The organism is Streptomyces sp. P1-3 (assembly GCF_050613155.1).
Lineage (GTDB): Bacteria > Actinomycetota > Actinomycetes > Streptomycetales > Streptomycetaceae > Streptomyces.
This window is the reverse complement of the sequence record NZ_CP192512.1, coordinates 2,403,474-2,416,454: the sequence shown is the minus strand read 5'-3', so window position 1 is coordinate 2,416,454 and position 12,981 is coordinate 2,403,474. Positions and strand designations below refer to the sequence as shown.

General features: G+C 72.3%; 6 protein-coding genes. 4 read left to right on the top strand and 2 right to left on the bottom strand.

Going from position 1 to position 12,981, the window contains the following annotated elements; genetic code table 11:
- The first annotated feature begins 36 nt into the window (after window positions 1-36).
- From ACQUSR_RS09980 to ACQUSR_RS09970, 3 genes are all read left to right on the top strand, one after another.
- Window positions 37-6,558 carry a type I polyketide synthase gene (locus ACQUSR_RS09980; RefSeq protein WP_431047479.1) on the top strand — a complete coding sequence of 2,174 codons (6,522 nt, stop codon included), beginning with the start codon at window positions 37-39 and terminating at the stop codon, window positions 6,556-6,558.
- The gene (locus ACQUSR_RS09975; protein WP_431042204.1) at window positions 6,555-8,576 is read left to right on the top strand and encodes an alpha-hydroxy-acid oxidizing protein; all 2,022 of its coding nucleotides are present in this window, start codon (window positions 6,555-6,557) and stop codon (window positions 8,574-8,576) included. The genes ACQUSR_RS09980 and ACQUSR_RS09975 overlap by 4 nt, the downstream gene beginning before the upstream one ends.
- A 574-nt stretch (window positions 8,577-9,150) precedes the next feature.
- Entirely contained in the window at window positions 9,151-9,963 is an 813-nt protein-coding gene (locus ACQUSR_RS09970) for an LmbU family transcriptional regulator (protein ID WP_431042203.1), read from the top strand.
- 95 nt (window positions 9,964-10,058) lie between these two features.
- Here the strand turns inward: ACQUSR_RS09970 and ACQUSR_RS09965 are convergent, their stop codons facing one another.
- Window positions 10,059-10,718 (bottom strand): FMN-binding negative transcriptional regulator, encoded by a 660-nt coding sequence (locus ACQUSR_RS09965; RefSeq protein ID WP_431042202.1) that lies wholly within the window; start codon window positions 10,716-10,718, stop codon window positions 10,059-10,061.
- 378 nt (window positions 10,719-11,096) lie between these two features.
- Between ACQUSR_RS09965 and ACQUSR_RS09960 the strand changes: the two genes are divergently transcribed.
- A complete protein-coding gene (locus ACQUSR_RS09960) occupies window positions 11,097-12,440 on the top strand; it encodes a lysine N(6)-hydroxylase/L-ornithine N(5)-oxygenase family protein (RefSeq protein WP_431042201.1) in 1,344 nt (447 codons plus the stop codon).
- Window positions 12,441-12,529: 89 nt separating this feature from the next.
- Here the strand turns inward: ACQUSR_RS09960 and ACQUSR_RS09955 are convergent, their stop codons facing one another.
- Complete coding sequence (locus ACQUSR_RS09955; protein WP_431042200.1) at window positions 12,530-12,751, bottom strand: MbtH family protein; 222 nt, start codon at window positions 12,749-12,751, stop codon at window positions 12,530-12,532.
- Window positions 12,752-12,981: the final 230 nt, after the last annotated feature.

Genomic DNA, 12,981 nt, shown 5'->3' with positions numbered 1-12,981 from the left:
ATGGCGTCCACAACCCCCCAGCAAGTCGTCGACGCGTTGCGGGCCGCGCTGAAGGAGAACGAGCGGCTCAAAGCCGTCAACGCCCGCCTCTCGGAACGCGAGGACGAACCGATCGCGATCGTCGCGATGGCCTGCCGCTACCCCGGTGGAGTCGGCTCCCCGCAGGACCTGTGGCGGCTGGTCGCCGACGAGGTGGACGCGGTCGGCCCGTTCCCCGCCGACCGCGGCTGGGACCTTGCGGGCCTGTACGACCCGGACCCCGACGTCCCGGGCACCTCGTACGCCAAGGAAGGCGGTTTCCTGCACGACGCCGCCCGGTTCGACGCCGAGTTCTTCGGCGTCTCGCCGCGCGAGGCGTACGCGATCGACCCCCAGCAGCGGCTGCTGCTGGAGACCGCCTGGGAGGCCTTCGAGTACGCCGGCCTCGACCCGGCGTCCCTGCGCGGCAGCCGCACCGGCGTCTTCGTGGGCACCATGTACGACGACTACGCCTCGCGGCTGTCGCCCGCCCCGGAGGGCTACGAGGGATATCTGGGCACCGGGAGCGCCGGCAGCGTGGCGTCCGGGCGCGTCGCCTACACCTTCGGTCTCGAGGGCCCCGCCATCACCGTCGACACGGCCTGCTCCTCGTCGCTGGTGGCCCTGCACCTGGCCTGCGCGTCGCTGCGGCGGGGCGAGTGCTCGCTGGCCCTGGCGGGCGGCGCGACGGTCATGGCGACCCCGACGCCCTTCGTGGAGTTCAGCCGCCAGCGCGGGCTGGCCTCGGACGGCCGCTGCAAGTCCTTCGCGGCGTCCGCGGACGGCACCGGCTGGTCCGAGGGCGCGGGGCTGCTGCTGGTGGAGCGCCTCTCGGACGCCCGCCGCCTCGGCCACCCCGTACTGGCGGTGATCCGCGGCAGCGCCGTCAACCAGGACGGTGCCAGCAACGGCCTGACCTCGCCCAACGGCCCCGCCCAGGAACACCTGATCAAGGCGGCGCTGGCCGCGGCCAAGATCACCGCCGCCGACGTCGACGCGGTGGAGGCGCACGGCACGGGCACCCCCCTGGGCGACCCCATCGAGGCCCAGGCGCTGCTGGCCACCTACGGGCGCGGCCGCGACACCGAACGACCGCTGTACCTGGGGTCGTTGAAGTCCAACATCGGGCACACCCAGGCGGCGGCCGGAGCCGGCGGCATCATCAAGATGGTGATGGCGATGCGGCACGGCGTCCTCCCCAAGACCCTGCACGCGGACGAGGCCACCCCGCACGTGGACTGGTCGAGCGGCGCGCTGGCGCTCCTGACCGAGGCGACGCCGTGGCCCGCCGGCGACCGGCCGCGGCGGGCCGCCGTGTCCTCGTTCGGCATCAGCGGCACCAACGCCCACGTCATCCTGGAGCAGGCCCCCGAGCTCGAACCCCCGGCCGTGGTGGAGCCGTCGGCGCCGCTGCCGGCCGTACCGCAGGTGCTGTCCGCGAGCAGCGAGCCCGCCCTGCGCGAGCAGGCCGACCGGCTCCACCGCCACCTGACCGCCGAGGAGTCCGCCGCCCCCGCGAGCCCCGCCGACCTCGGCCTCTCCCTGGCCACCACCCGCGGCCACCTCGCGCACCGCGCGGTGCTGCTCGCCGCGGACCGGGAGGGTCTCCTGGAGGGCCTGCGCGCGTTGGCCGACGGCACCCCGGGCCCGGACGTGGTCCGTGGCACGGCGGCCGAGGGCAGGACCGCGTTCCTCTTCGCCGGGCAGGGCTCACAGCGGCCCGGAATGGGACGGGAGCTGTACGGGGCGTTCCCCGCGTACGCCTCGGCCTTCGACGCCGTGTGCGCGGCCGTGGACGCCCACCTGGACAGGCCGCTGCGGGAGGTGGTCTTCGCGCCCGAGGACTCGGCCGAGGCCGAGCTCCTGAACCGTACCGAGTACACCCAGCCCGCGCTCTTCGCGTGCGAAGTCGCCCTGTACCGCCTCTTCGAGTCCTGGGGAATCCGGCCCGACGCGGTTCTCGGGCACTCCGTCGGAGCCCTGGCCGCCGTACACGTCGCGGGGGTCCTCTCGCTCGAGGACGCCGCCGCGCTGGCCGCGACCCGGGGCCGGGTCATGCAGCAACTGCCGTCCGGCGGCGCGATGGTGGCGCTGCGCGCCTCCGAGGAGGAGGCCGCCGGGCTGCTGGCCGGTTACGAGGACCGGATCTCGCTGGCCGCTGTCAACGGGCCCGCCGCCACCGTGCTCTCCGGCGACCGGGACGCGCTCGCCGCCGCCGTCGAAGGATTCGAGGCGGCCGGCGGGAAGGCCACCTGGCTGCGGGTCAGCCACGCCTTCCACTCGCCGCTGATGGAGCCCGCGCTCAAGGAGCTGCGAGCCGTCGCGGCCAGCCTGACCTTCCACGAGCCCCGGCTCACGGTGGTCTCGGACCTGACCGGGCGGCCCGTGGAGCCGGCGGAGCTCGCCGACCCCGCGTACTGGGTCCGCCACGCGCGCGAAGCGGTCCGCTTCCAGGACGGCGTGCACAGCCTCGCGGAGCTGGGCTGCGTCCGGTTCCTGGAGATGGGGCCCGCCGGCGACCTCACCGCGATGGCCGCCGACTGCCTCGCCGATGAGGCGGGCCGCGGGCGTCTCCCCCGCGCAGGCCACCAGCTGATCCCGGCGCTGCGGCGGCGGACCCCGGAGCCCGAGGCGCTGCTGACCGCCCTCTCCCGGACGCACGCCTGCGGCGGCGACGTCGACTGGGCCGCGGTCTTCGCGGGCCAGGGCGCCCGGCGGATCGAGCTGCCGACCTACGCGTTCCAGCACCGCGCCTACTGGCTGGAGCGCCCGCGGTCCTCCGGCGACGTGCGCGCGGCCGGGCTCGGCGCGCTGGACCACCCGACCCTGACGGCGGTCGCCGAACTGCCGGAGCCGGAGGGGCTGCTGCTGACCGGGCGGCTGTCCCTCGCGACGCACCCGTGGCTCGCCGACCACCGGGTGGCGGGCCAGGTGCTGGTGCCGGGCACCGCCCTGCTGGACCTGGCGGCGCGCGCCGCCCGCGAGGCGGGCTGCGACCTGGTGGAGGAGCTCGTCCTGGAGGCCCCGCTGGCCGTTCCGGAGGACACCGAGATCCAGCTGCGGGTGTTCGTCGCGGCCGCCGACGCCTCCGGCGGCCGGGCCGTCACCGTCCACTCCCGTCGCGCGGACGGCACCGAGCCGCAGGACTGGACACGCAACGCCCACGGCACGGCCGCGCGGGAGGGCGCCGACCCGGCGGCCGACCTGGCGACCTGGCCGCCCCGGGACGCCGAACCCGTCTCCGTGGCCACCGCCGACCTCTACACCGGCCTCGCCGCGAAGGGACTCGTCTACGGACCGGTGTTCCGCGGCGTCCAGGCGGTGTGGCGGCGCGGACAGGAGCTCTTCGCCGAGGTGGCGCTGCCCGCCGAGGGGCAGCCGGGCACCGGCGGCTACCCGCTGCACCCGGCGCTGCTGGACGCGGCGCTGCACCCGATCGACCTGGGCGGTCCGACCGGTGACGGCGGCGAGAGCGGCCGGGGGATGCTGCCGTACGCCTGGTCCCGGGCGCGCACTCACGGCACCGCCGGCACCGGCGTCCGTGTCCGCCTCGCGCCCGCGGGCCCGAACGCGGTGGCCGTGGACGTGGCGGACCTCACGGGCAAGCCGGTGGCCTCGATCGGCTCGCTGGCGCTGCGCCCGATCCCCGCCGGCGGCACCGCCGGCGACGAGCGTGACGGCCTGTACCTGCCGTCCTGGGAGCCGATGCCCGAACTGCCCGCGCCGGCGACCGGCCGCTGGGCGCTGCTCGGCCGGCACGGCGACGAGGCGTCGGCGGACCCGGGCCAGGAGCTCCTCGGCACGGCCGCGCACTCCTACCGCGACCAGGCCGCTCTCACCGACGCGCTCGAGGTGGGCGAGGAAGCGCCCGACGCCGTCCTGCTGTCCTGCCCGGTCCCGCCGCCGGGAGCCGGGACGGACGCCGACGCCGTGCGCGAGGCCCTGCGGCACGTCCTGACCGCCGCCCAGTTCCTCCTGGCCGACGAGCGGTTGGCGCGCACCCGGCTCGTGGTGCTCACCCGCGACGCGGTCGCCGTGGACGGCGAGCAGCACACCGCCGAGCTCTCCCACCGCGCCGTATGGGGCCTGCTGCGCGCCGCCCTGGCGGAGCACTCGGACCGCTTCGCGCTGATCGACGTCGACGGTACGCCCGGCTCCCGCGACGCCCTGGCGGCCGCGCTGGCCACCGGAGAGCCGCAGCTCGTCCTGCGCGGCGGCACCGCGTACCGCCCGGTCCTCACCGCGTCGAACCCGGACGCGACGCTGCGCCCGCCGGCCGACGCCCCGCACTGGCGGCTGGACTACGTCGCCAAGGAGTCCTTCGCGAACCTGTCCCTGGAGCCCTGGCCGGAGGCGGACGCACCCCTGGCGCCCGGTCAGATCCGGGTGCGGATGCGGGCGGCGGGGCTGAACTTCCGCGACGTCCTGCTCGCCCTCGGTGTGATCCCGCCCTCGGTGGACGCCAACGCGGCCGAGGCGGGGCAGGGCGGCGAGGGCGCCGGCGTCGTCCTCGAGGTCGGCCCCGGCGTGACCGACCTGCGGCCCGGCGACCGCGTGATGGGCCTGTTCTCCGGTATCGGACCGGTCTCGGTGACCGACCGCCGGCTGGCGTGCCCGATCCCCGAGGGCTGGTCGTTCCGCCAGGCGGCGGCGGTCCCCGTGACCTATCTGACCGCCTACTACGGCCTGGTGGACCTGGCGGGGCTGCGCGCGGGCGAGTCGGTGCTGGTGCACGCGGCGGCCGGCGGCGTCGGGACCGCGGCCCTGCAGATCGCCCGCCACCTGGGAGCCGAGGTGTACGCCACCGCCGGACCCGCCAAGTGGGACGCGCTGCGCGCCGCCGGCCTGCCCGACGAGCGCATCGCCTCCTCCAGGACCCTCGACTTCGAGCGGCGGTTCCTCGACAGCACCGGCGGCGCGGGCGTCGACGTGGTGCTCAACTCCCTCGCGGGGGAGTACGCCGACGCGTCGCTGCGGCTGCTGCCGCGCGGCGGCCGGTTCCTGGAGATGGGCAAGACCGACCGGCGCGACCCCGCCGAGGTGGCGGCGCGGCACTCGGGCGTCTCCTACCAGGCCTACGACGTACGCGAACCGGGCCCCGACCGCATCCAGGAGATGCTCACCACCCTGCTGGACCTGTTCGAGCGGGGCGCGCTCCAGGCGCCGCCGGTCTCGGCGTGGGACATCCGCCGCGCTCCGGACGCGTTCCGGTACCTGGGCGAGGCCCGGCACATCGGCAAGGTCGTGCTGGACCTGGCCGCCGACGACGAGCTGTGGGACACCACCCGGGCCGTGCTGATCACCGGCGGCCTCGGCTGGCTGGGGCGGCTGGTCGCCCGGCACCTGGTGGACCGGCATGGCGTACGGCAGCTGGTCCTGATGGGCCGTGGCGCGCCCGGCGAGGACGCGGCACGGGACATCGCCGACCTGCGCGGCCTGGGCGCGGAGGTGCACACCGTGGCCTGCGACGCGGCCGACCGGGACGCGCTGGCCGCCGCCCTGGACCAGCTGGCCCGCGACGGCGTCCGCGTCGGCGGCGTCGTCCACGCGGCGGGCGTCCTGGACGACGGCGTGCTGGCGTCCCTGACACCCGAGAAGCTCGACCGGACCCTGCGCCCCAAGGTCGACGCGGCGCTGAACCTGCACGACCTGACCGAGTCTCTCGGCCTCTCCGCGTTCGTCGCCTTCTCCTCGCTCGCCGGAACGCTCGGCTCCGCCGGGCAGGGCGGCTACGCCGCCGGGAACGCCTTCCTCGACGGCCTGATGGAGTACCGGCGCTCGACGGGCCGGCCCGGCGTCTCGCTGGTGTGGGGCTTGTGGGAGGGGACCGGCGGCATGGGCACCGGCCTGACCGACACGGACATCGCCCGCATGGGGCGCCTCGGCGTGGCACCGCTGACCGCCGGTCAGGGGCTCGGCCTGCTGGACGCCGCGGTCCGCCGCGACCAGGCCGTGGCCGTGGCCGTGAGCTGGGACCTCGACGGCCTGCGCGCCCAGAGCGCAGGCGGCACCCTCCCCGCGCTCCTCAAGGCCCTCGTGCCCGCCACCGCGGCGCCGGCCGCCGGCCCCGGCGCGGGGACGGACGGCGCGGCGGGCGACAGCGCGGCCGGCGACGGCCCCGGGACCGGCGACCGTCTCCTGGACCTGGTGCTGCACGAGGTCGCGGCGGTCCTCGGACACGCGTCGGGCACGGCGATCGACCCGGACAGCGTCTTCGACCAGATCGGGTTCGACTCGCTGACCGCCGTGGAACTGCGCAACCGCCTCGCCACGGCCACCGGTATCCGGCTGCCGGCCACCTTCATCTACGACTGGCCGACACCGGCCGATCTGGTGGATCATCTGAGGGAGGAGCAGCAGGACGCCGACGGGGGCGACGCTGACACCGCCCTGGCCCTGCTCGCCGAGATCACCAAGCTCGAAGCCGCGGTCGCCGACGCGTCCCTCAACGACGCCCTGCGCGGCACCGTGACCGACCGACTGCGCGACCTGCTGGCCAAACTGGGCTCTACCGCGGAGGACGAGACAACGTGGGCATGACCGACACCGAGGCCGCCGCACCGGCCGACCGCACCACCCGGCCGACCGGCGCCGCCCAGGCGCCGGTCCGCGCCGCCCAGTGGATCCGCACCTTCCACGCCAGGGAGCACGGCACCGCGCGGCTGGTGTGCTTCCCGCACGCGGGGGGCGCCGCGAACGCCTTCACCGCGCTGTCGGCCGCGCTGCCGGACGACATCGAGCTGCTCGCCGTCCAGTACCCCGGCAGGCAGGAGCGGCGCGCCGAGCCCTGCGCCGAGGACATCGCGACGCTGGCGTCCGGCGTGGCACAGGCCCTCGCCGGATACGCCGACCGGCCGCTGTTCCTCCTCGGCCACAGCATGGGGGCCCTCGTGGCCTTCGAGACGGCCCGTCTCCTGGAGGAACGCGGCACGGTGGCCCGGCTGTTCGTCTCGGCCGCCCGGCCCCCCTCGCAGGACTGGGAGGAGCCCGACCTGGACGACCTCGGCGACGACGAGATCGTCGCCGAGCTGCGCCGCCTGGGCGGCGTCCCCGAACCACTGCTGAAGGACCCCGACATCCTGCGCGAGGTGCTGCGCCTGCTGCGCGCCGACCACCGCCCGCTGCGCGGCTACCACTGCGCGGACGACGCGGTCCTGGCGGCGCCCATCACCGTGCTGCTCGCGGACGCGGACCCCAAGAACAGCGTCGAGCAGATGCGGGACTGGGCGCGGCACACCACGGGCGACCACGGCCTGGAGGTGCTGCCGGGCGGCCACTTCTCCCTGACCGAACGGGACTCGGGAGCCGCGCCGCTCCTCACCCGCTACATCCGCGAAGCACGCGAAGAGCCGCGGGAGGACGGGGACACGGCGGTGCCGCCCGCCCGCTCCGAGTTCGTGCGCGACATCTATCTGGCCGGGCTCGGCGGCCGCAGGCCGGCGCTCTCCACCGACCTGACGACGCTGGAGGACGCGGCCCGCGTGGTGATGACCCCGCACGCGCACGCGTACGTGGCGGGCAACGCGGGCACCGGCGCGACCGGGCGCGCCAACCGCGAGGCGTTCGACCGGTGGCGGCTCCTGCCGCGCATGTGGCGGGGCGTCGACCGGCGCGACCTGTCGGTGTCCGTCCTCGGCCAGCGTCTCGAGGCGCCGGTGCTGCTGGCGCCGGTGGCCGCGCAGACGGTGGCGCACCAGGAGGGCGAGCTGGCCGCGGTCCGCGGCGCGGCGGAGGCGGGCGTGCCGTTCGTCCTGTCCTCCTTCTCCTCCCACTCCATGGAGGACGTGGCCGCGGCGGCCGGTTCCCAGCCCCGCTGGTTCCAGCTGTACTGGCCGAACGACCGGGAGGTCGCCGAGTCCCTCGTCCGCCGGGTCGAGGCGGCCGGCTACACGGCGATCGTCGTCACGGTGGACAATCCGACCTTCGGCTACCGGCCGTCGGATCTCGACACCGCGTACCTGCCGTTCGTGCACGGCGAGGGGATCGCCAACTTCACCAGCGACCCGGCGTTCCGGTCCCAACTGCCCGAGGGCTCCGACGGCACGGCGGCCGTCCTGCACTGGGCCAAGATCTCCGCCAACCCCACGCTCACGTGGGACGACCTGCCCTGGCTGCGCGAGCGGACGAAGCTGCCGATCCTCATCAAGGGCATCCAGCACCCGGACGACGCCCGCAGGGCGCTGGCGTCCGGCGCGGACGGCGTGGTCGTCTCCAACCACGGCGGGCGCCAGCTGGACGGCGGCGTGGCCGCGTTGGACGCCCTGCCGGCGGTGCGCGCCGCCGTCGGGGAGGGCGTCCCCGTGCTGATGGACTCCGGTGTCCGCACGGGCACCGACGTGGTCAAGGCACTCGCCCTGGGCGCGGACGCGGTCCTGTACGGCAGGCCCTATCTGTACGGGCTCGCACTGGACGGGCAGCGGGGCGTCGAGCACGTCCTGCGGTGCCTGCTGGCCGACCTCGACCTGGCCATGACCCTCACCGGCTGTGCTGCGGTCGCCGACATCACCAGCGACCTGGTCGCCCCGTCGGGGCCGCTCACCGCGCCGCCCGTCGGCTAGACGACACAAGGCCGCGTGTGCCGCGATCAGGCGGCGCACGCGGCCTTGTGCTGCCCTGCGTCACCTTGCCACCTTGCGGAATGGGCCATCCTCACGATGTAGTTGGCCGAGTTCCGCCTTCCAATGGCGGGTGTGGAGTTGTAGCTCCGCGCGCCACGGTGCGGCGCATCCTATGGAATCTGGAAGTCCATTTGTGGGGTGGCAGCCACCGTATTAACGATCTCTTGTTCGGACTTCGAAAAGTCGCGGCGTGCGACGGCCTCGTCCTTGAACCTCCAACGGCTGTCGGGCTCTACTGGAGGACCACTTCGAATCTGGATCTTCGGCACCGGGGGCGACTGCCCGCCGGGGGCCGACTTGACACGGGGGATGTGTGCTCGAGGTGAACGGGGCGAGTTGTTGAGACACCTATCCGCATCTGTACGGATGCCGACTGAATGCCTTCTGCGCGCTACTCAGCCGTCAGTTGACTGAAGTGCGGCCATGAACTGATGGGGCGCGCACGGCTGCGACGGCCGGCGAGAGCTCTCGCCCAGCCGACCGGCCGTGCCGGACAGCTCCACTGCGTACCGGAATGCCGGAGGCCGCCGAGCCGCTGGATCCCGGAAATGGCTGCCAGAAATCCCATGGCTTTTCTTCCCGTGCGGGCACGGGCTCCGATGCCCACCGTCCGTTCGATGTACATTCACATGGAGGCATGATGACCAATCAGGCCGGCGATCCCGACACCAGCTCGAAGGTCGTGCTGTTCCGGAGGAACCCGGACGCGGTGGCGCGGCAGCGGAGGGGCGGCGACGAGCTGCGCCGCGGCCAGGTGCTGACGACCAACGTGGGCCTGCAGATGCCGGCCGGGCTGACCTTCGAGGACTGGGAGCGGGCCGGACGCCAGCTCTCCGGAATCGTGAATTCCTCTTCATGGTGGCTCGGTGACTGGCTCGTGTACGGCAAGGATCACTACACCGACCGGTATCAACGGGGCATTCGTGCCGCCGGGTTGCAGTACCAGACTCTGCGGAACTACGCGTGGGTCTCCCGCCGGTTCGAATTCAACCGGCGGCGCCCGGCGCTGAGCTTCCAGCACCATGCCGAGTTGGCCTCCCTGCCCGTCGATGAGCAGGAATTATGGCTGGACCGTGCCGAGCAGATGAAGTGGACCACCAAGCAGCTTCGCACGGCCATCCGCGTCGCGCGCGAGGACGAGACGCCGGACGAGAAGCAGGTCGAATCGGTGCGGCGGCTCGCCGTGCCCGGCAATCGTCTCCAGTGGTGGCACAAGGCCGCGGCGCAGTCCGGTATCGATTTCGAGCAGTGGGTGCTGGCGACGCTGGACACCGCCGCCGAACGGGCCCTGGAAGAGGTCGAGGAACAGGCCGGCATCAGCGCCTGACCACGTGAGATCCCGATCGGACGCGGAGCCGCGTCCGCGCCGGACCCGCCACCGCCACAGGGCCCGCACTCCACCCGGAGTGCGGGCCCTGAAGGTCAACGGGCCCGCTTCGCGGGCAACTGGCTCATCATCTCGGCCGTCGCGCGGTGGCGGGTGCACGGGCTCTCGCTGAACGACTCCCGCACCAGGGCGCTGACCTCGGGCTTCTGCTCCTGGCTGAGCTTGAACATGCCCTCGGCCCCGGTCACCGAGACCCGGAACGCGCCCACGGCGGGCACGATCTTGCGGAAGTAGTCAAGCGATTCAGTCATGTCCCAGTCGGTGCCGAACCCGTCCTCGAAGGCCCGCACGGTGGACTTCACCACTTCCAGCGTCTTCTCGATCCCTTCGATTTTCTCCACCACGCCGTGCACATGCACCGAGGTGAAATTCCACGTCGGAGCGGCCGGCGTCTTCTCGTAGACCGTCGGCGAGACGTAGGCATGCGGGCCGGTGAATGTCAGTAGGATGACGCTGCCTGTCTCAAGCGCCTTCCAGTGGGGATTGGCGCGGTTCATGTGCCCCAGCAGGGTGCCCCCCGACAGGTCGGCGGACCATTCGCCGGTCATCTGCGGGTCCTGAATCACGGGCAGATGTGTGGCGAACGGGCCGTCCTCAGGACTGCCGTTGCTCACAGCCAGTCCCAATGGATTGTTGCGGATCAGGTCGACCATCCACGAACCATCAGGTGCGCGATAGTGGCTGGGAACGAACATCCGGCATTCACCCTTTCGGCGAGCTCGCCCACGGTATGGCTCCAAGTTGTCCGACGCTACCAGTGCTTTGAACGGCCCAGGGAAAATTCCGGACCCAGCGGCGTCGCTGTCCTGTCGGCAGGACAGCGACGCCCGGCGCGCGGCGTGCCGGGCCTTGAAAGGTCTGCCCGGTCCCTCTAAGTTGACGTCGCGGTGTTCTCCAGCGCAATACTGAATGCGTGTCTCCCGGACCACCGGTCGAGATGTCCGAGACCATCAGCCGCATGCTTTGACGAGGGTTAACGATAAATCCCGACCAGGGTCCTCTTGGGTTACCGCAATTGACCCATTGAAGATGCGGAAGTCCCAGTCGCAGCTACGCCAGCGGGAGAATTTTCTATGGGTACTCGTGAACACGAGATCTACGACGTGGTGGGCATCGGGTTCGGCCCGTCCAACATGTCGCTTGCCGTCGCCCTGGAAGAACACCAGGCCAACGTTCCGGCACGTCCGATAACCGCCGCGTTCTTCGAGCGGCAGCCGGCGTTCGGCTGGCACCGCAACATGCTGCTGCCGTCGACGACGATGCAGATCTCCTTTCTGAAGGACCTGGCCACCTTCCGCAACCCGATGTCGCGGTTCAGTTTCGTGTCGTACCTGCACGAGTCGGGCCGACTCGCGCAGTTCGTCAACAACCAGGACTTCTTCCCGACGCGCCAGGAGTTCCACCAGTACCTGGAGTGGGCCGAGGCGAGCCTGGCCGACAAGGTCACCTACAGCTCGGAGGTCACCGCGATCCGGCTGCCCGCGGAAGCCGGCCCCGGCGCGCCCGAGTACGTGCAGGTCGAGGTCCGCAGCGCCGCCGGGGCGGGCACCAGGGTGGTCAACGCGCGCAACGTGGCCATCTCGACCGGGCTGGTGCCGCGTATGCCCGACGGCATCCCCAGCGATGAACGGGTCTGGCACAGCTCGGAATTCCTGGAGAAGTACAACAGGATGGACCCCGACCAGCTCAAGAGTGTGGCGGTGGTCGGCGCCGGCCAGAGCGCGGCGGAAATCACCAGGTTCCTGTACGACATGCTTCCGCACGCGCAGGTCTCCGCGATCATTCCGTCCTACGGATACTCCGTCGCGGACGACACGCCTTTCGCCAACCAGGTCTTCGACCCCAGCGCGGTCGACGACTACTACTTCGGCACCGAGCGGACGCGGGAAGCGTTCTGGCGCTACCACAAGAACACCAACTACTCGGTGGTCGACGACGAGGTCATCAGGGATCTGCACCGGCGCTCGTACGAGGAAGAGGTACGGAACAACAAGCGCCTCCACTTCCTCAACCTGACCAGGGTCGACGAGGTGAAGCGGGCCGGGAGCGACACCCGCGTCGTGCTGCACTCACTGCTGGACAGCGAGCCGCAGGAACTCGACGTCGACGCGCTCGTCTTCGCCACCGGCTACGACACCATGGAGCCGACCAAACTCCTCGGCGACCTGGACCGCTACTGCCTGCGCGACGAAGCGGGGCGGCACCGGGTGGAGCGTGACTACCGGCTGGTCACCACCTCCGACCTGCCCGTCGGCATCTACCTCCAGGGCGGCACCGAGCACACGCACGGCCTCTCCTCGTCCCTGCTGTCGAACATCGCGGTACGCAGCGGCGAGGTGGCCGATTCCATCATCTCCCGGCGCACCGACCGGGAGCTGGAGCAGGAAATCGCCGAGACGGTCTCAGAGACCGTCTGAGGCCCCCACCACGGCAAAGGGTGGGCCCGGTGCTGGCGACAGCACCGGGCCCACCCTTCGTTCGCTCAGGAACCCGCCGCGTTCAGGCCTCAGGCCTTGTCCGCGGCCATCGCCTCGCGCAGGCTCTTCGGCCGCAGATCGGTCCAGTTCTGCTCGACGTAGTCCAGGCACTCCTGCCTGCCATCCTCGCCGAACACGATCCGCCAGCCGTCGGGAACCTCGACGAACGACGGCCACAGGGAGTGCTGCTCCTCCTCGTTCACCAGAACGTAGAAGCGGCCGTCGGCGTCGTCGAACGGGTTGCTGCTCATCGTTCACTCCAATTCAAGCCGTGCCCGATTGGCCACCCGGCGGGAAGCCAATCGGGATGGGTGGAAACCTTGTTCTCAAACATTGCCAGATATCTGCCCGGAGAAGGGCTGTTGCACGCGACCCGACCGGGCATCATGCTCATTGCATCGTCATCGATACCCCCGCGTCCTGTGGACAGGACAGTTCGGTGCTGAAATCCTGAAATGCCGCTAGTTTATTGCGCGGTGCC